20 protein-coding genes and 1 tRNA gene are annotated in these 18,378 nt (G+C 62.9%); 11 read left to right on the forward strand and 10 right to left on the reverse strand.

The window, feature by feature from the left end; genetic code table 11:
* Positions 1-348: 348 nt before the first annotated feature.
* Positions 349-828 (reverse strand): outer membrane protein assembly factor BamE, encoded by a 480-nt coding sequence (locus K1X12_RS09120; RefSeq protein WP_220987290.1) that lies wholly within the window; start codon positions 826-828, stop codon positions 349-351.
* 74 nt (positions 829-902) lie between these two features.
* On the opposite strand from K1X12_RS09120, the gene K1X12_RS09125 reads away from it, so the two are divergent.
* The 5 genes from K1X12_RS09125 (at position 903) to K1X12_RS09145 (ending at position 4,485) form a co-directional block, all read left to right on the forward strand.
* A complete protein-coding gene (locus tag K1X12_RS09125) occupies positions 903-1,451 on the forward strand; it encodes a ubiquinol-cytochrome C chaperone family protein (protein WP_220987291.1) in 549 nt (182 codons plus the stop codon).
* 107 nt (positions 1,452-1,558) lie between these two features.
* Positions 1,559-2,593 (forward strand): phosphate acyltransferase PlsX, encoded by a 1,035-nt coding sequence (gene plsX, locus K1X12_RS09130; RefSeq protein WP_220987292.1) that lies wholly within the window; start codon positions 1,559-1,561, stop codon positions 2,591-2,593.
* A 33-nt stretch (positions 2,594-2,626) separates the two neighbouring features.
* Positions 2,627-3,598 carry a beta-ketoacyl-ACP synthase III gene (locus tag K1X12_RS09135; RefSeq protein ID WP_220987293.1) on the forward strand — a complete coding sequence of 324 codons (972 nt, stop codon included), beginning with the start codon at positions 2,627-2,629 and terminating at the stop codon, positions 3,596-3,598.
* Between the two features lie 96 nt (positions 3,599-3,694).
* Entirely contained in the window at positions 3,695-3,988 is a 294-nt protein-coding gene (locus K1X12_RS09140) for an integration host factor subunit alpha (protein ID WP_220987294.1), read from the forward strand.
* Positions 3,989-4,008: 20 nt separating this feature from the next.
* The gene (locus K1X12_RS09145; RefSeq protein WP_220987295.1) at positions 4,009-4,485 is read left to right on the forward strand and encodes a MerR family transcriptional regulator; all 477 of its coding nucleotides are present in this window, start codon (positions 4,009-4,011) and stop codon (positions 4,483-4,485) included.
* Between the two features lie 87 nt (positions 4,486-4,572).
* Here the strand turns inward: K1X12_RS09145 and K1X12_RS09150 are convergent.
* Positions 4,573-4,650, reverse strand: a tRNA-Pro gene (locus K1X12_RS09150).
* A gap of 167 nt (positions 4,651-4,817) precedes the next feature.
* On the opposite strand from K1X12_RS09150, the gene msrB reads away from it, so the two are divergent.
* The 3 genes from msrB (at position 4,818) to K1X12_RS09165 (ending at position 7,992) form a co-directional block, all read left to right on the forward strand.
* Entirely contained in the window at positions 4,818-5,231 is a 414-nt protein-coding gene (msrB, locus tag K1X12_RS09155; protein ID WP_220987296.1) for a peptide-methionine (R)-S-oxide reductase MsrB, read from the forward strand.
* Positions 5,232-5,365: 134 nt separating this feature from the next.
* Positions 5,366-7,525 carry a S9 family peptidase gene (locus tag K1X12_RS09160; RefSeq protein ID WP_369426083.1) on the forward strand — a complete coding sequence of 720 codons (2,160 nt, stop codon included), beginning with the start codon at positions 5,366-5,368 and terminating at the stop codon, positions 7,523-7,525.
* A 5-nt stretch (positions 7,526-7,530) separates the two neighbouring features.
* A complete protein-coding gene (locus K1X12_RS09165) occupies positions 7,531-7,992 on the forward strand; it encodes a hypothetical protein (protein ID WP_220987298.1) in 462 nt (153 codons plus the stop codon).
* Positions 7,993-8,049: 57 nt separating this feature from the next.
* On the opposite strand, the gene K1X12_RS09170 is transcribed toward K1X12_RS09165, so the two are convergent.
* Positions 8,050-8,505 (reverse strand): MaoC family dehydratase, encoded by a 456-nt coding sequence (locus tag K1X12_RS09170; RefSeq protein WP_220987299.1) that lies wholly within the window; start codon positions 8,503-8,505, stop codon positions 8,050-8,052.
* Between the two features lie 202 nt (positions 8,506-8,707).
* On the opposite strand from K1X12_RS09170, the gene K1X12_RS09175 reads away from it, so the two are divergent.
* Positions 8,708-9,067 (forward strand): DUF4870 family protein, encoded by a 360-nt coding sequence (locus K1X12_RS09175; RefSeq protein WP_220987300.1) that lies wholly within the window; start codon positions 8,708-8,710, stop codon positions 9,065-9,067.
* Between the two features lie 129 nt (positions 9,068-9,196).
* Here the strand turns inward: K1X12_RS09175 and K1X12_RS09180 are convergent, their stop codons facing one another.
* From K1X12_RS09180 to K1X12_RS09210, 7 genes are all read right to left on the reverse strand, one after another.
* On the reverse strand, positions 9,197-9,562 hold the full coding sequence (locus K1X12_RS09180) for a hypothetical protein (protein ID WP_220987301.1): 366 nt from the start codon (positions 9,560-9,562) through the stop codon (positions 9,197-9,199).
* 433 nt (positions 9,563-9,995) lie between these two features.
* Positions 9,996-11,543 (reverse strand): acyl-CoA synthetase, encoded by a 1,548-nt coding sequence (locus tag K1X12_RS09185; RefSeq protein ID WP_220987302.1) that lies wholly within the window; start codon positions 11,541-11,543, stop codon positions 9,996-9,998.
* Positions 11,544-11,722: 179 nt separating this feature from the next.
* On the reverse strand, positions 11,723-13,396 hold the full coding sequence (locus K1X12_RS09190; protein WP_225907926.1) for a M28 family metallopeptidase: 1,674 nt from the start codon (positions 13,394-13,396) through the stop codon (positions 11,723-11,725).
* Between the two features lie 32 nt (positions 13,397-13,428).
* Positions 13,429-14,010, reverse strand: coding sequence for a GNAT family N-acetyltransferase (locus tag K1X12_RS09195; RefSeq protein ID WP_225907927.1), 582 nt, complete (start codon positions 14,008-14,010; stop codon positions 13,429-13,431).
* A complete protein-coding gene (locus K1X12_RS09200; RefSeq protein WP_220987304.1) occupies positions 14,007-14,408 on the reverse strand; it encodes a ketosteroid isomerase-related protein in 402 nt (133 codons plus the stop codon). The genes K1X12_RS09195 and K1X12_RS09200 overlap by 4 nt, the downstream gene beginning before the upstream one ends.
* On the reverse strand, positions 14,405-15,334 hold the full coding sequence (locus tag K1X12_RS09205; RefSeq protein WP_220987305.1) for a sterol desaturase family protein: 930 nt from the start codon (positions 15,332-15,334) through the stop codon (positions 14,405-14,407). The genes K1X12_RS09200 and K1X12_RS09205 overlap by 4 nt, the downstream gene beginning before the upstream one ends.
* 14 nt (positions 15,335-15,348) lie before the next feature.
* The gene (locus K1X12_RS09210; protein WP_220987306.1) at positions 15,349-16,650 is read right to left on the reverse strand and encodes a Xaa-Pro dipeptidase; all 1,302 of its coding nucleotides are present in this window, start codon (positions 16,648-16,650) and stop codon (positions 15,349-15,351) included.
* A gap of 151 nt (positions 16,651-16,801) precedes the next feature.
* Between K1X12_RS09210 and K1X12_RS09215 the strand changes: the two genes are divergently transcribed.
* Positions 16,802-17,710, forward strand: coding sequence for a crotonase/enoyl-CoA hydratase family protein (locus tag K1X12_RS09215; RefSeq protein WP_220987307.1), 909 nt, complete (start codon positions 16,802-16,804; stop codon positions 17,708-17,710).
* A 27-nt stretch (positions 17,711-17,737) separates the two neighbouring features.
* Entirely contained in the window at positions 17,738-18,223 is a 486-nt protein-coding gene (locus K1X12_RS09220) for a CinA family protein (protein WP_220987308.1), read from the forward strand.
* The last annotated feature ends 155 nt before the right edge of the window (positions 18,224-18,378 follow it).

Raw genomic sequence — 18,378 nt, forward strand, 5'->3', positions numbered from 1 at the left:
TGTCGGTGGAGAAATGAATGGAAGCCCCCCGGAGGAAACTCCGGGGGTTTTCTTTGTGCGGTGCACATATCAGGAATTTCTATATCGGCTCAGGCCCGTTTCAATTGGGCGACGCCTCAGCGGAAACTATTGTCTGCGCGAAGGCGGCCACCCAAAACCAGAAAAGAAAGCCGCGAAGGGAGGGTCAGAAGGGACCAGCAACACTCCGGTTGGGGCCCGTGCTGACACGCCAAGCGTCTCACGAAGCCCCGGTGGCCACCAGAGGCCGTTGCTGACCTCGCCTGAACGAAGAAGGCCGCACCGGCTTGCCGGATGCGGCCTTCGGACTTTGTAGGCGGGCGCTGTGGATCAGCGGCGACCGGTCGGGTTGTTCGGTGTGATTTCGTCGGTATTGGGCAGGCGCATGGCGCCAACGGTGCCGAAGATCTGTTCCCAGAAGCCAAGCTCGCGACCGCGTGTGGGTGTTTCGCGTGCAGCATACGAAACGATCTCGCCATCATTGACAGAGTATTTCACAACCTCGTCGACGGCATCGTCTTCACCGAAGCGAATGGCGATGATGGAACGTTCCACAACCTTCGGCTTGTAGAAGGCGAAACGCTCCTGAATGTCTGAATAGTAGAACCAGGTATTGGTGTCGAAGAGGCCTTCGGTCGATGGCGATCCGAGCTGGGCCAGTACGGTGGACCGGGTGTCCTCGCCTGGCTTGATGTTGGCGGGCTGGACCTCATCGGCAATATAGCCGTGGAAATCCCGCGCCGGGCTCAGACACGCGGTCAGAGGCAGGGCGGCAAGAATGCCGGCGGCGACAAGGGAAAGACGCGCCATCTAGGGCTCCTGTTAGACTTTGACCGCAGACCTAGCGACAGGTAACCGGGCTTGGCAAGCATTGGAGTACAGGGGTGATCGCTTTTTCAGGTAGCTGGTTCCGGCGCCGCGGCGCATTGAAAAAGGCGGTGGCGGAAGCCTATGGCCGTCTGCTGCGCGAGGCATTGATGCCGGTGCACTACGAGACGCGCGGTGCCATCGACAATTTCGAGGGGCGCGCGCAGATGGTGACGGTGATGACAGCGCTCGCCTGCAGCCGTCTCGCCGCGATTGGCGGGCCGCTGGCTGCGGAAATGACCGAGCGGCTGAACGCCCTGGTTCTCGACGGGTTTGACGCCGCGTTCCGGGAAAAAGGCGTGGGCGACCATTCGATTGCCCGCAAGGTACGCACGCTGGCCGAGTCGCATTCCGGGTTGGGCCGGGCGCTGCTTGCGGCGTTGCAAGAGACCGATTCGGATACGGCGCTGGCTGATGTGTTGCGGCGCAACGGCGTTGTAAAAGCTGAGCAGCTGGGCGCAATGACCGATGCGTTGCGGCGCTATCAGTCTGTGTTTGCAGGGCAGACGGACGCGGAAATCCTCACCGGCGGCTTCGCCTGTGGCGGGCATGAGCCGGCGGCGTGAGTCCAATCTGGTAGTCATGCATCGCATCTGGCCCGTTGCTTTGGTGTGCGGTGCCACTTAAACCACGCAAAAATACGCATATTGCCGTAACGCAGCGGTTGTCTTCCATGCAGCGCAAACTGACGCTCTCTATCGATGCCATGGGCGGCGACGCCGCACCGGGCATTACCGTTGACGGAACCGCCGAGTTTCTCGCGCGGCGGCCTGAAGCGGTTGCGCTTCTGCATGGCGATGAGGCCGTGCTGACCCCGCTGGTGGCGGCCAAGGCGGGCCTTGCGGGCCGGGTGACGATTGTTCACGCCGCCGAGAAGATCACTTCCGATATGAAGCCCAGCCAGGCGCTGCGCCGGGGCAAGGGAAGCTCGATGTGGAATGCCGTCGAGGCAGTGAAGGAAGGCCGTGCGGACGCGTCGGTTTCGGCGGGCAATACCGGCGCACTGATGGCAATCTCAATGCTGCAGCTGCGCAAGATGGACGGCGTGCACCGCCCGGCGATGACGGCGCTGTGGCCAACGCTGCGCGGGCGTACTGTGGTTCTGGACGTAGGCGCCAATGTCGAGGCCGACGCCGAACAGCTGGTGACCTTTGCCATCATGGGCGAGGCGTTTGCCCGCGCGACGCTCGGCGTGGAGCGCCCGTCCGTGGGTTTGCTCAACATCGGTTCCGAAGAGATGAAGGGCCATGAAGAAGTGCGCGAGGCGCATGAGCTGCTGCGCAACTCGCCGCTGAAGATGGACTATCGCGGCTTTGTCGAAGGCGACGATATTTCGGCAGGGGCGGTAGATGTGGTCGTCACTGACGGCTTCACTGGCAATGTGGCGCTGAAGACGGGCGAGGGTGTTGCCCGGATGCTGGCAAGCCGGATGCGCGAGGCATTTACGGCAAACCTTGTGTCGAAACTGGGCGCAGGTCTCGCGATGAGCGGGCTGAAGCAGCTCAAGGACTTCATGGACCCGAGCAATGTGAATGGCGGTGTGCTAATCGGGCTTGGGGGCGTGTCGGTGAAAAGCCATGGCGGGGCAGATGCCCGCGGCTTTGCCACGGCATGCCTGCTGGCCGCAGACCTGGCCCAGAGCGATTACCGGATCGAGATTGCGGCGAATCTCGCCCGTGTCGGAACCGGCGGTCTGGCAGCAGAGTAACGGCGCGCCGCGCCAGACGAGGATTTCAGAACAATGGCAAGGCGCAGCTTTATCCGCGGAACCGGTAGCTATCTGCCCGAACGCGTGCTGACCAATGATGAGCTCTCCACCATGGTCGAGACGACCGATGAGTGGATCCAGGAGCGCACTGGCATTCGCAAGCGGCACATTGCCGCCGATGGCGAGCTGACATCCGATATCGCCGTGCAGGCTGCCAGGCGCGCACTGGACGCCGCCGGTATGACGCCCGACCAAATCGATCTGATCGTGCTGGCCACGACGACGCCCGACCAGACCTTCCCGGCAACGGCGACGGCGGTACAGGCCAAGCTCGGCTGCGGCCCCGGCGCGGCGTTTGACGTGCAGGCTGTTTGCTCGGGCTTCCTGTTCGCGCTGGCAACCGCCGACTCGATGATGAAGCAGGGCCTGTTCCACCGGGCGCTGGTGATTGGAGCTGAGACGTTCACCCGTATTCTCGACTGGTCCGACCGGGGCACCTGCGTGCTGTTCGGCGATGGCGGCGGCGCTGTGGTGCTGGAATGCGTGGAATGGGACGGCGCAGAGGACGCCGGTATCATCACGCACCATGTGCGCACCGATGGCACCAAGTCCGACCTGCTCTATGTCGATGGCGGCGTCAGCTCCACCGGCACGATCGGCCACGTCCGCATGGAAGGGAACAAGGTGTTCAAGCATGCGGTGACGAACATCTCCGCAGCGATCGAGGCCGTGCTCGCCCAGACGGGCCTCACCTCGGCGGACATCGACTGGTTCGTGCCCCACCAGGCCAACAAGCGCATCCTCGACGGCGTTGCCAAAAAGCTGAGCATCCCTGAGGAAAAGGTGGTCGTGACGGTCACCGAGCATGCCAATACGTCGGCCGCCTCGATCCCCCTGGCGCTCGACCATGTGGTACGCTCAGGCAAGGCAAAACCGGGCGATCTCATCCTTTCCGAAGCGATGGGCGGGGGCTTTTCCTGGGGCGCGAGCCTCTTCAGGCTTTGATTCAAAAGAAATCTGACACAAATTTAGCTAACGCCCGCGCTAGGAATTCGTTAAGGTGCCGGGTCTAGGCTTCCTTTAGAGAAACGGGCTGACAGAATGAGCGACCGTACCCTTACCCGTGCTGAAGTGACCGATGCCATCGTCCGTGAAGTGGGCGTCACGCGTCAGGAATCCGCTGACCTGCTTGACCGCACACTCGACCTGATCGGGGCGGCGTTGGAGCAGGAAGAGGAAGTGAAGCTGGCACGTTTCGGAAACTTCGTGGTCCGCTCCAAGGCGGCCCGCGAAGGCCGCAACCCGAAGACCGGTCAGGAGGCACCGATTGCCGCCCGCCGCGTCGTCACGTTCCGGCCATCGCCGATGCTGAAGTCTCAGGTCGGCGGAGACTAGACACCTAAGGAGGCACCTGCATGACGGCACTCAGAGCCCGGATTGAAAAATCAGCAGACGCCTACAGGTCTATCGGAGAAGTCGCCGCTGAACTCGGCCTTGAGCCGCATGTGCTGCGCTATTGGGAAACCCGCTTCCCCAAACAGGTGAGCCCCGTGAAGCGCCCCGACGGGCGCCGCTTCTTCCGCCCGCAGGATCTTGAGGCGCTGCGCGCCATCCAGATCCTCGTGCATGAGCGGGGCATGACACTGAAAGGCGCCAAGGCTGTTCTGAGTGAACAGGGCGTGGCCGCTGTGCTCGGCGGCAAGGCCGCCATCACGCCGGGCGCTGCGCAGGCCGCCTCTCATGCCCGCGCGCTGCAGGAGACGCTGGCCAAGGCCTATACCGATGTGCCCGCCGACGCCGAAGCCCGCCGCGAACGGCTGACCGAAACGCTGAGCGAACTGTCAGACCTCAAATCCCGCCTCGACGCGCTGCGCGCCCGCCGCGCGGGCTAAGCCGCACAGCAACATCATGCGACAGCCTTCAGGCCTGCCTGCCATAGGCAGGGCTTGTTTCAGAAGCTGATTTCCCCGGAAATTTAATGGTCGGAGCGAGAGGATTCGAACCTCCGACCCCTAGTCCCCCAGACTAGTGCGCTAACCGGGCTGCGCCACGCTCCGACCGGAAGGCGCTGTATAGGCAAAGCCTTACGGCGCCGCAACGGCTTATTGCGGCTGATTTTCGGGTGTGGCCCGGCGAGACTGGCCGCCTCAGCGGCGGGCGCCTTTTGCAGGGGCTGCTGCGGGACTATATCGGGAGGCGAGACATTGAAACGAGGAGCCTTCCCATGGCCGACACACCGCCCCCCAAGGTGACCCGGAGCGAGCGCGAATGGCGCGAATTGCTGACCGATCAGGAATATGCGGTCGGCTTTGGCGAAGGCACCGAGCGCGCCTTCACGCCGGGCAATTACCAGGACGAGAAAGGCAAGGGCATCTATCACTGCAAGGGATGCGGCACGGCGCTCTGGTCTTCCGAACATAAATTCGATTCCGGCACGGGCTGGCCCAGCTATTGGCGTCCCATCGAAGCCGGCCTGATCGGCACTAAGACCGACTTCAAGATCGGCTACCCGCGCACCGAATGCCATTGCGCCACCTGTGGCATGCATATGGGCCATGTGTTCGATGACGGCCCACCGCCAACCGGTATGCGCTGGTGCATCAACGGGATCGTGCTGGATTTCCGCCCTGCTGACTAAGGAAAGGCTGGACATTGTGGTCCGGCTCACGCCAGATATTCCGAATATCGATAAGCGGAGCCTTCCCTATGCGCCTTGCTACTCAATTCGCCGGCCTAGTGGCCGCAACAACTCTTTTTACCGGATGTTCGACGGTGACTGAAAAAACTGAAACCGCGCCTGCCGAAACTGCTGTCAGCCTGCCGGCGCCGCCGGTGGCGCAGCGGATCGATCATGAGATCACCCAGCTCGGCTTTACGCGGAACGATCCTTACAACTGGCTGAAGGATGAAAACTGGCAGGACGTGATGCGCGAGCCGTCTGTGCTGCGCGCTGATATCCGCGATTACCTGCTGGCTGAGAACGCCTTCACCAAGGCGGTTCTGGAAGACCCGACCGCGGCCCTGCGCGAAGAACTGTTTGCCGAAATGCGCGGCCGCATCAAGGAAGACGACAGCTCCGTTCCAGATGTGGACGACCAGTGGGCTTATTACACGCGTTTCCGTGAAGGCGGCGAGTATGCCGTGTTTGCGCGCCGGCCCGCGTCCGACGCGTTCAACGAGGCCGCGCCCGAGACGATGATCCTGGATGGCGATGCGATGGGCAAAGGGCAGGACTATTTTGCCTTTGGCGACATTGAAATTTCGCCCGATGACCAGTTCGTCGCCTATGGCACCGATACCAAGGGCAGCGAGTATTACGAAATCCGGGTCAAGAATATCGAGACGGGCGAAGATACCGGCGTCCAGATCGACAGTGCCTATGGGCCGATGGAATGGAGCGCCACGGGCAAGGCGATCTTCTGGGTGGCGCGCGACCCCAATGGCCGCCCCAACGCTGTCTACCAGCGCACGCTGGCGACCGGCGAAGACAAGCTGATCTATGAGGAGTCCGATCCGGCTTTCTTCGTCAGCATCGCGACGACCGAGAGCAAGGAAGTGATCCTGATCAATGCGTCGGGCCACACGACTTCCGAAATCCACTGGTTCCCAGCCGACGAGCTGGACCCGGTGGTGCGCACGATTGCGCCGCGCGAGACGGATAATGAGTATTCGGTGACGCAGTGGGATGGTGAGTTCTACATCATCACCAATCTTGGCGGCGCGGTGGACTTCAAGCTGATGAAGGCGCCGATGACGGCAACCTCGCGCGAAGAGTGGAAGGAAGTGATCCCGCATCGTCCGGGTACGCTGCTTCTCGGCATGGTCGCCCAGCAGGATTATCTCGCCCTGATGGAGCGGGAGAACGGCCTGCCGCGCATCGTGATCCAGTCGCGCGCTGATGGCACCTCGCACTCGATCAGCTTTGATGAAGCCGCCTATGATCTCGGCCTCGACAATGGCTATGACTACAAGACGCCCGTTCTGCGGTTTGACTATGCGTCTCCCTCTACGCCCGATCAGGTCTACGACTACAATCTGGTGACCCGCGAGAAGACACTGCGCAAAACGCGGGAAGTGCCTTCGGGTCATAATCCGGCGGACTATGTGGTCGAGCGGATCATGGTGCCTTCCTGGGACGGCGTGGAAGTTCCCGTTACGCTGCTGCGCCACAAGGATACGCCGGTTGATGGCACGGCGCCGCTGCTGCTCTATGGCTACGGCTCCTACGGGATCACCATCCCGGCGGACTTCCGCACTGGGCGTCTCAGCCTTGTCGATCGCGGCTTCATCTACGCGATCGCCCACATCCGGGGCAGCCAGGCCAAGGGCTATCAATGGTATCTTGATGGCAAGCTCGACAAGAAGACCAACACGTTCAAGGACTTTGTTGCCGCCGGGAACTATCTGGCCGACAAGGGCTACACCTCGCGTGGCCGGATCGTCGGCCATGGCGGCTCGGCTGGTGGCCTGTTGATGGGCGCGGTGGCCAATATGGACCCTGAACTGTTCGGCGGCATCATTGCGGCGGTGCCGTTTGTTGATGTGCTGAACACGATGTCGGACGAGAGCCTGCCGCTGACACCGCCGGAGTGGCCGGAATGGGGCAATCCGCTGACGGACGAAGCCGCTTACAACACGATCCTGTCCTACAGCCCCTATGATCAGGTCGGCGACAAGCCTTACCCGGCGATGCTGATCACCGGCGGCGTTTCCGATCCGCGCGTCACCTATTGGGAGCCGGCAAAGTGGGCGGCCAAGCTGCGCCATGAGGCGCCGAATGGCGGGCCTTACTTCCTGCGCATCAATATGGATGCAGGCCATGGCGGCGCTTCGGGCCGGTTTGAAGGCCTCAAGGAAACGGCAACGGAGTATGCCTTCGCGCTGGCCGCTGTCGGCAAGGTGGACAATCTGAAGCTTGAGCGGGCGGAATAGCGCCTTTGCTCTACAGCCTGGACTGCGAGTTCAACGGCTTTGGAGGAGAGCTCATCAGTCTTGCCCTGTCGGGTGAGGCGGGTGAGCTCTACCTTTGCCGTCCGCAGGCAGAGCTTGATGGGCTCGATGTCCATCCCTGGGTCGAGGAGAATGTGCTGCCGATCCTCGATGTGGCGGGGGCGCGGCCGGACATGATGCCGCTGGACCAGTTCGGGCGGGCCATTCAGGCGTTCCTGGCGGCAGACAAGGCGCCGGTCGTTGTGGCCGATTGGCCGGAAGACCTTATACACTTGATGCAATGCCTCATCATCTCGCCGGGGCAGATGGTGCGGATTCCGGAGCTGGCAATGAAGCTGGTACAAGTTTCTGCCTACCCGACGGATATTGCCGAAGCGGCGCAGCACAACGCGCTGTGGGATGCGCGGGCCTTGCGGCGGGCTGAGGCGCTCAGCCGGGGCGAGCTTTGAGGCAATAAAAAAAGGGAGGCCGGAGCCTCCCTTTTCGTATCGGAACTTCGGCAGCAATCAGCCGTAGAGAACGGTGATCGACTCGGCGACGAGGGCCGGACGGTCCTGGCCTTCGATCTCGACGGTGGCTTCCATCTTCATCTGCTTGCCGCCGGCTTTTGCTTCGACGGAGAGACATTTCTGGCGGAGGCGAACTTTCGAGTTCACCGGAACCATGTTGGTAAAGCGGACCTTGTCGGAGCCGTAATTGATGCCGCGGGTGACGCCTTCGACGCGCATCACTTCAGCGCCCAGCATCGGCAGGAGCGACAGGGTGAGGAAGCCGTGCGCGATGGTGGAGCCCATCATCTGCTTGGCTTTTTCTTCATCGACGTGGATCCACTGATGGTCGCCGGTGGCGTCCGCGAAGAGGTTGATCCGGGCCTGATCGATCACATGCCAGTCGGACACACCGACTTCCTGACCGGCGAGGGATTCAAGATCGGCGTAGGCAATTTTGCGCGGATTGGCCATGGGAGTCCTCCTAGTTTGGTTGGCGCTGCAGGAGCCCGGCCTGTGGAGGCCGCGCGCCTGAGCCAGCGCGTTGCTTGTATGATGGTTTCTTGTGGCGCGGCTGCGGGCAATCTGCAAGGCTCACGGTAGGGAAACCCGGCGGCAGGCGGTGCGTGACAGCGCCCGCCGCGCAGGGCAGAATGGCCGGGCAACGGAGTTTTCCATGTCCGACACCTCCCAGGTTTCCACCCGCGCCGGCACTGCCGGAAATGCCCGGCTGATCTATTTCCTTTACCTGTTTGCCCCGATCCTGTTCCAGCTGCTGGCACTGGTGGGCGTGGTGATGGCCTATCTGGGCAAAGGGAAGGGCGACCCGCTGGTCGAGAACCACTATTCCAACCAGATCAATATCTTCTGGAAGATGCTGGCCTATTGCCTGATCGGCGGGGTGCTTTCGGTGATCCTGATCGGCATTCCGATCCTGCTGGCGGCGATCGTCTGGTACATCGTGCGGATCGTGAAGGGCATTCAGGCGCTGGGCGAAGACCGGCCTGTGGAAAATCCAGAGAGCTGGCTGTTTTAGGACTGGTGGCAGCAGCAGCGTCCGGAACGCACGCTTTGGGGCGTGGCCGGCGGGGTGTGCTGCGAGATGGGAAAGAGTTGAGGGAGATCCCCGCCTTCGCGGGGATGGGCGGAGGTTGGTTGGCGGGAGTTAGGACGTGTCGGGGGTGAGCCCGCTTATCCTTCGACTTCGCTCAGGATGAGCTTCGGGAGGTGGGGCGCCTGCGGCGTCCCCAAAACGACAGGAAAACTCCAACGGGGCTTGGGCGAGGTTCGTCGGGAGATCGGATTCCCAGACGAGATCGCTCCATTCGGGTTTCGTGAGCGCTGGTTTCTTGTAGGCGCGCCAATGGTCGCCGACGCTGACGATGTGGATGTGGCCCCATTTGGTGACGGCGATGAGAAGCGTGCGAAGCTCGACATCCTGCCGCTTGAAGATCGCGCGCAATTGCAGCCAGAGGTATGGCCAGAAGACTGGCAATACGTGGGCGTAGAGGCGGGCGATCTGGGGTGTCATGGGCTGAGTATATGTCAGGGGACTGAGGGGGTGGATACGATTGCCGGTTGTGGTGTGGGTACTGGGGGGATGTGTTGGATAGGTGAGCCCGCTCTATCCTTCGACCTCATCCTGAGCCCGGCGAAGGACGCTCAGGATGAGCTTCGTTGGGGCGTCGCTTTTTGGGCGTCTTCCCGGAATTTGCGGAGCAAATGTCCGGGACCCAGGGGGGGAAGGCTGGGTCCCGGTCTTCGCCTGCGGCGAAACCGGGATGACGGGGGATGGGGGCGGAGGCCCTCACCCCGGCCCTCTCCCGGAGGGAGAGGGGGCGGGGTGTGTCTGGGGGCGTCGTTGTGGGTACAAACCGTGTCTTTTTGAGGCATTTCGGGGACAAAAGGAAACGGCGCAGGGCGGCTTTGAGCCATCCTGCGCCGTGATTGGGTCTCGAAGCCGATCAGACGATGCGGCTGTTCTTGTTGCCCCAGTAGCGGTCTCGGATGAGGCGCTTGTAGAGTTTGCCGGTCGGGTGGCGGGGCAGTTCGGGGTCGAAGTCGATGCTCTTGGGGCATTTGATCTTCGAGAGATTCTGCTGGGCGAAGGCCAACAGCTCGGCGGCGAGTTCCTCCGAGTGGGCAATGCCCGGCATCGGCTGGACGACGGCTTTCACCGCTTCGCCGAACTCTTCATCCGGCACGCCGATGACGGCCACGTCAGCCACTTTGGGGTGGGTGATAAGGATGTTCTCGGCTTCCTGCGGATAGATGTTCACGCCGCCGGAAATGATCATGAAGGCCTTGCGGTCTGTGAGGTAGAGGAAGCCATCCGCGTCCAGCTTGCCGACATCGCCGAGGGACGACCAGTCGGGGTGTTTCGGGTTGAGGGCGGCTTTGTTCTTCTCAGGGTCGTTGTGATAGTTCGGCGGGCTGGTGCCGGAGAAATAGACCTGGCCTTCTTCGCCGACGGGCACTTCGTTCCCATCTTCATCACAGATATGGACGGTGCCGTGGATGGCGCGGCCGACCGTGCCCTTATGGGTGAGCCAGTCGGGGCTTTTCACATAGGTCATCCCGTTGCCTTCAGAGCCGGCATAATACTCGTCGATGATCGGCCCCCACCAGGCGATCATCTGTTCTTTGACCGGAACAGGGCAAGGCGCTGCTGCGTGGATGGCGAACTGCATCGAGGAGACATCATACGACTTGCGGACATCCTCGGGCAGTTTCAGCATTTTCACGAACATGGTCGGCACGACCTGCGTGTGCGTGACCTTGTATTTCTGGACAGCCTTCAGGAAGTCTTCCGCGTCGAACTTTTCCATCACGACAACGGTGGAGCCGATGCGCGTGAATGTCATGCACCAGCGCAGCGGGGCGGCGTGGTAAAGCGGGGCGGGCGAGAGATAGACCGAATTCTCATTGGCGCCGGACATTGCCTTGGCGATCTGCAGGAGGACGTTGTCTGCATCGATCGGCGTGTTGCGCTCAAGTGTTGGGCGGATGCCCTTGGGACGGCCTGTGGTGCCGGAGGAATACAGCATGTCGGCGCCGGCCATTTCGTCGGCAATCGGAGTTTTCGGGAAGCTGGGATAGTGACCCTCCAGCGCTGTGAAGCCGTCTGCTTCGCCATCAATGGACCAGAGCGCGCTGATGCCTGCCGCCATGGCGGCTTCCTTGCCGACGCTGGCCTTGCCGGCGCCCGCGATCAGCAGCTTCGAGCCGGAATCCTCGATGATATACTGGACCTCAGGCGCAGTGAGGCGCGAAGAGATGCAGACGAAATAGAGGCCCGAGCGCTGGGCCGCCCAGCAGACTTCGAAATAGCGCGGGGAGTTTTCTGCAAAGATGGCGATGGTGTCGCCTGGATTGCAGCCGGCGGCGCGCAGGGCGTGGGCGATCTGGTTCGAACGCTCGTCCAGTTCCCGGAAGGTGATGGTTTCGCCGGACGCGGCCATGACAATGGCGGCCTTGTCGGGGTTGGTCCGTGCGTGGTGGCTGGGGTGCATGGCGGTTCTCCTCCGGGTGTGGGCTCTCGCGCTGACGCGCAGGCCGCAGTCTCGCGGCGAACTTTAACGAGCCTAAAGGAGCTGTCCACGATTGACCCGACGGGAAGGCGGGCGGTTTCGCTCAGATTTTTATGGGAGGCGACCCGGCCCTTGCGGAAGGGCCGGGCGCGGGGACGGGATCAGGGCTCCATGGGGCCGTTGAACTGGCGGGCGAAGAAGTCGTCCTTGCGCCAGAGAGGACGCGAGTCGGCATTGGCCAGCGCCATGGCGATGCGCGCCTTGACGGTGGCGAAACGGGCGGCGGCATCAAAGTCGAGCGAGTTCGACATGTCGTCGGATGGGCGGTGGTAGTTGTTGGCCATGTGGCGGGCGTATTCTTCGGCGCCGCCATTCTGCCAGCCGGGGATGAGATAGACCGACGGGATGCCAGCTTCGACGAAGCGGAAATGGTCCGAGCGCGTGAACAGGCCCTGATCGGGAACCGGATCGGGGCTGAGCGTGATGCCCATATCCCTGGCGGCTTTTTCCACCTCGTTGATGATGGTCGAACGCGTGCCGCCAAAGACAATCAGGTCGGTGAAGGGATAGGTGAGGATCGGCATGTCGAGATTGACGTTGGCGACGATGTTTCCCTTCGGCACGGTAGGGTTCTGCGCGAAATACTGTGCGCCGAGCAGGCCTTTTTCTTCCGCCGTCAGAGCAATGAACATAACCGACCGCTTCATCGGCGGGCCGGCCGCGAGCATGCGGGCCGCTTCAATCAGCGTGGCCGTGCCGCTGGCATTGTCCAGCGCGCCATTGCTGATCTTGTCTTCCTCGATCGAATTTTGGGTGATGCCGATATGATCGAGGTGAGCGGTGAGGACGATGACTTCGTTTTTCAGGACGGGGTCTGTGCCTTCGATCATGCCGATGACGTTGGCTGAGCTGACCTGATCGTGTACGGAAGGCTGGGTGATGTGAATGGTCCAGGGCAGGGCAAAGCCTTTCACGTCGCCGCCTTCGGTCTCAGCCGCCGCGAGGATGGCAGACCAGTCTGCGCCGGTGCCTTCAAACAGTTTGGCCGCGCTGTCCATGTTCACCGAGGCGGAGGCCTTGATGTTGGGCGCGCTATCGAAGGGTTGGCCGTCTGGCGCGATCCAGGTGAGGCTGGCGCCATCCAGGCGGCCTTCGCGGACCAGGCGCTCGAAGGGATAGATGCCGCGGCGGGTGGGCGTTTCGAGCTGGACGACAGCGATGGCGCCGCGCTCGGACGCATTGGCGTATTTGCGCGTGCCGTAATAGGCGCGTTCCTCGGTCTGGATGCCTTTGGGCGTGCCCGCCAGCATGACGGCGACCTTGCCGGTAAGATCGAGGCCCGCATAATCGTCGCGGCCAAGATCGGGGGCGACAATGCCGAAGCCGACGAAGACCGCTTCGCCGGTGACATCGACATCGGTTCCGGCGAGCGAGCTGCCCATGGCGAAGTCAACATTTTCCGTGAACGGAAGAGGCGCGCCGGTTTCGGTGTTGGTGATCTCCAGGGCGCGGCCTTCAGGCGCGCGGACGGCGCGCAGGAAAGAGATTGTCTGGAAATAGCTGCCCTGATCGCCGGCAGGCCGCAGGCCGATTTCCTCGAACTGGGCGGCGACGTAATCGGCGGCAAGGTCGAAGCCCGGCGTGCCGGCTTCGCGGCCTTCCAGTTCGTCGGAGGCGAGGAAGGCCATGTCCGCCCGGATGTTCTCCGGATTGGCAGCGGGAAGCTCTGCCGGGGGCGGCGGCGCAGGCGGCGCGGCAGGCGCGCAGGCGCCGAGCACCATGGCAGACGCCATAAGCAGGGTACTGATCTTGATCCGCATGATCGTGTCTTTCATTGGGCCGGTAGGCTGCCGGCATTCGGGGAGGGTCAGAAGGAGCGCATCCAGTAATTCATCGGATGGATGAGGTCTGGGCCGCCGGGATCGGTCGGCCAGGCGAAATCTGTGGTGATGCCGGAGAGTTTCCGGTAGCCGCGCTTTTCCCAGAAGGTGTCGAGCGGGCTGTAATCTTCCGGGCGGCGGGGATGGTCTTTCGCGCGCGCGACCGCGCAGAAGCAGGCGCGGACATAGCCGCGTTCCTGCGCATGCGCCTCGCGGGCATCGAAGAAGGCGTGGCCGAGGCTGCGGCCCCGGAAGCCGGGACGCAGGACGGACTCGCCGAAATAGAAGGTGGAGGGCAGGTCGTAGCCGGCTGCTTTCAGCGGCGCAGCGAACTTGCCATGGTGATCGTCGATCGCCGAGCCGGTGGCGCAGCCGACGATCTGGCCGTCTTCCTCTGCGGCGACGATGAACGCGTCGCGCGCGGCGGCGAAGCTGCGCAGGTATTTCTGCTCATACTCCTCCGTGCCCGAATAAAGATAGGGGAAGGCGCTGAACACATCTATCCGCAGGCGGGCGAGCGCTGGCAGGGCCTGCTCCAGATCGGCGCCTGTAAGGGGGCGGACGATCATGAGACCTGGCGGAGCCACTCTTTGAGATTGTAATAGGTGGTGACGCGCGCGATCTCGCCATTCTTCATGTCGAAGAAGGCGCCGGCGGGCAGGCGGTAGGTCTGGCCGGTGGCTTCAGGCAGGCCGGGATCGGTTTTCTTGTAGACGCCGTTGACGATGAACTCCGCCGAGGCGCGCGTGCCGTCCGGCGAGGCCATGACCACGATGTCGGTCAGGGTCTCATCATAGCAGTCGTCCATATGGGCGATGAAGTCTGCAAAGGCGGCGCGCCCGCCGCGCTTGTCGCCCTCATTGACGAAATGATTGATGTCTTCAGCCACGCAGGCGGCCATGCCGGACCAGTCCTTGGCATTGAAGGCGGCGTAATAGCGGGCGATGAGGGCGGGGGTGTCGGTCATTTCGGTAGTCCTGGTTGCCCGGCCTGATCCGGGTGTGCCTCTACATACGCCTGTTTCAACTCGATGGAACGCGAATGCGCACCTTGCGGGCTCCAGCCAGGGGCATTGACCGCGCGGCCGACCCAGCGCCACGGGCGCAGCCCATCCTTTGCGCAATCGCGCAGCAGGCCGCCAAACTCATGGAAGGCGATGGTGAAGGGATTGTAGGTCGAGAGTTGTTTGACGATGCCGTAGCTTGGCTTGTCGTCTTCCCGCTCGGGCACGAAAGTGCCGAACATCTTGTCCCAGATGATGAAGACGCCGGCATAGTTGGTATCGAGATAGCGCGGATTGGTGGCGTGGTGGACCCGGTGGTGGGAGGGCGTGTTCATCACCGCCTCGAACCAGCGGGGCATCTGGCCGACCGCTTCGGTGTGAATCCAGAACTGGTAGATGAGGTTCAGCCCGCCCACGAGGGCCAGCACATAGGGGTGGAAGCCCAGCCAGACGAGCGGCAGGCCGACGAGGATGAGCCCCGTGAACGGCCCGAACCATGGCTGACGCAGCGCGGTGGTGAGATTGTAGTGCTGCGAGGAATGATGGGTGACGTGCTCCATCCAGAACCAGCGCATCCGGTGGGCGAAGCGGTGTTTCCAGTAATAGACGAGATCGTAGAGCACGAAGCAGAGTGCGAAACTCCACCAGGTGAGCGGTAGGGTCGTGACCCGGTAGGGCCAGGCGAGCATCATCATCCAGAGGGCGACGGCGCCTGTCAGCGTGTTGACCACCACATTGCCGACGCCCATGGCCATGGAGGCCAGCGCGTCGCGCGTTTCGTAGCGGCCTTTGGCGTGGCCGGTTTTTACCGCCCACCATTCCCACGCCACCGACGCCACGAAGAAGGGCGCGGCGAGGGCGGTGACATCCGGGAAAGGCGTGAACTCCATGTGGGGCGGATACCTCAGAAGGCGGCGGCCTGGGCCACGCCGCCCTGCTTGTAGACGACGCCGCCCTTCATCACGAAGTCGACATCGGCGAGGACTTCCATATCGGCGAGGGGATCGCTGGAGACGGCGACGAAATCCGCCATGCAGCCGACATCGCCGCAGCCAACTTCGCCGGATTTGCCAAGCGCTTCGGCGGCGAGCGAGGTGCCGGCCTGCAGGGCCTGCATCGGTGTCATGCCGAAGGTGACCATGCGGGAGAACTGGTTGCCATTGAGGCCATGGGGATAGACGCCGGCATCGGAGCCGAAGACGACCTTGGCGCCGGACTTCACCGCCGCCGTGAAGCTCGCCCGCTGGCGCGCGGAGATGGAACGCTCCTTGGCGAGGGATTCTTCGAGGAGGCCATTCTTGGCGCCTTCGGAGAGGATGTATTCGGTGTTGTAGATGTCCATCGACAGGAAGGTGCCGTGTTCGACGGCTAGGTCGATGGTGGCCTGGTCCATGATCGAGCCATGCTCTACCGTATCAACGCCGGCGATGATGGCGTTGCGGATGCCGATGGTGCCGTGAGCGTGGCTGGCGACCTTGAGGCCGCGGGCGTGGGCCTCTTCCACGATGGCTTCCAGCTCCTCGATCGTGCCCTGGGCGGCGCCGAGCGCTGTGCCCTTGGAGAGGACGCCGCCGGTGGAGCAGGTCTTGATCAGGTCCACCCCGTATTTGATGTTCTGGCGGACCTTGGCGCGCATTTCCCACGGGCCATCCGCAACGGCCTCGCCCTTGAGGCGGTGTTCGGAGGGCAGAAGGTTGATATCCGAGCAATGGCCGCCGGTGATGCCGACGGGCGGGCCGGAGACGAGCAGGCGGGGGCCGGGGATTTCACCCTCATTGATGGCTTCGCGCAGGGCGACATCGCCATAGCTTTCGGCGCCTAGATTGCGGACCGTGGTGAAGCCGGCCAGCAGCGTCTTGCGAGCATTCTTCACGCCCTTGATGGCCATGCGCTCGTCCGAGAGGCTGAGGGCGTAGTAGGGGCCATCCTCAGCGTCGCTGGTGAGGTGGACGTGCATGTCGATGAAGCCGGGCATGAGATATGCTTGGCCGAGATCAACCGTGCGGGCACCCTTGGGGGCCTTCAGGCTGGACTTGGTGCCGCGCTTGGCGACGGCGCCATCCTCGATGACGAAGGCGGCGTCGCGCACCGTTTCGCCGGAGACCGGATCAATGAAGCGGCCAGCGGTCAGGTAGACCGTTTCGGCAGAGGCGGCGCCAGCGGCCAGGAGGGCGGCGGTGGCCAGGGCGAGGGTCCGGGAGAACATGGGGCGGTCAGCTCCTTGAAAAATGCGTCATGCTTTGTGCCTGTTGTGGGGCGTGGCTGGCCGCCGCGTCAAGCATTGCGGCGCGCTTGACGAACGTAGCGGAAAGCGCCCTCTTTCGAAGGCTGAAACAAATCACTGGAGGATAATGACCATGGCCCGTCCCAAGGAATTCAAGGAAATCATTCTGGATATCGAGGACGGCATCGCCACGCTGACCCTCCACCGCCCCGACAACATGAACGCTTTCACCGGCACCATGATGTACGAAATGATTGAAGCCTTCGACATCACCGACGCGAATGATGACGTGAAGGTGGTGATCGTGACCGGGCATGGCGACCGCGCCTTCTGCGCCGGGGCCGATCTTTCGGCCGGCGCCAAGACCTTCGACTATGACGCCCGCGCCGGCGATGGCGAGAAGGGCCGCACCGAATCGGTCGACATTCAGCGCGATGGCGGCGGCCGCGTGACCCTGCGCATCTTCGAGAGCCTGAAGCCCGTGATCGGCGCCATCAACGGCGCAGCGGTCGGCATCGGCGTGACCATGCAGCTGCCGATGGACATTCGCATCGCCTCCGACAAGGCGCGCTTCGGCTTCGTGTTCAACCGCCGGGGCATCAACCCGGAGGCGGCGTCCAGCTGGTTCCTGCCGCGCCTTGTGGGCATCCAGCAGGCGCTGGAATGGTGCTATACCGGCCGTGTGTTCCCGGCCGACGAAGCGCTGAAAGGTGGCCTCGTTGCCCGCGTTGTTCCGCATGCTGACCTGATGACCGTGGCCCGCGAACTGGCCAAGGAAATCGCCGACAACACGGCGCCGGTTTCCAACGCCCTGACGCGCCAGATGATGTGGCGCATGCTGGGCGCAAGCCATCCGATGGAAGCCCACATTGTGGACTCCGCGGCCATCTACACGCGCGGCAAGACGCCGGACGCCAAGGAAGGCGTGATGAGCTTCCTGGAGAAGCGCACGCCGACCTATCCGGTGAAAGTATCCGACGGGATGCCGGGCTTCTTCCCCTGGTGGGACGAGCCGGAATTCGAGTGGATCGGCAACAAGTGATTTTGATAGGCGAGGGGCGATAAGGCCATGCAGACATTATTGCCTCTCGCCGCTGAAATCGGCGGCATCCTGAAGGCCCGGCGGGAGACTGTCGGGATTTCGGAATCTTCCGCTGGCGGACTGATCTCGGCGGCGTTGCTGGCGGCGCCGGGAGCCTCCCGCTACTACCGGGGCGGGGGCGTGATCTATACGCCGCAAGCCTTCCGGGGCCTGCTGGGATTTACCCGCGAAGACCTGGGCGACAAGCGCTCTTCCACCGAGCCATACGCCAGGATGCTGGCGGGCCGTATCCGCGAGCTGCTGGATGCTGACTGGGGCCTGTGTGAAACCGGCGCTTCCGGCCCGACGGGGAACATGTATGGCGACGATGCCGGGCACACCTGCGTGGCGCTGGCCGGGCCGAACGGCTTCCTGATTTCACGCACGCTGGAAACGGGGATTCCCGACCGCGAGGCGAATATGCGCCTGTTTGCGGCAGAGGCGCTGGACCTGCTGCGCGGCGGGCTGGGATAATTGCCTCCACGTTCGTCACCCTCGATGCGCGCAAGCGTATCTGAGGGCCCATCTCCGGCGACTTCAACGGTATGAAGCGGAGAGGGCGGAAGCTGGGCCCTCAGATGGCCTTTGGCCATCGAGGGTGACGAGAGATGGGGGTGTGCGGAAGATAA

It is taken from the genome of Hyphomonas sediminis (assembly GCF_019679475.1).
Taxonomy (GTDB): Bacteria; Pseudomonadota; Alphaproteobacteria; order Caulobacterales; family Hyphomonadaceae; genus Hyphomonas; species Hyphomonas sediminis.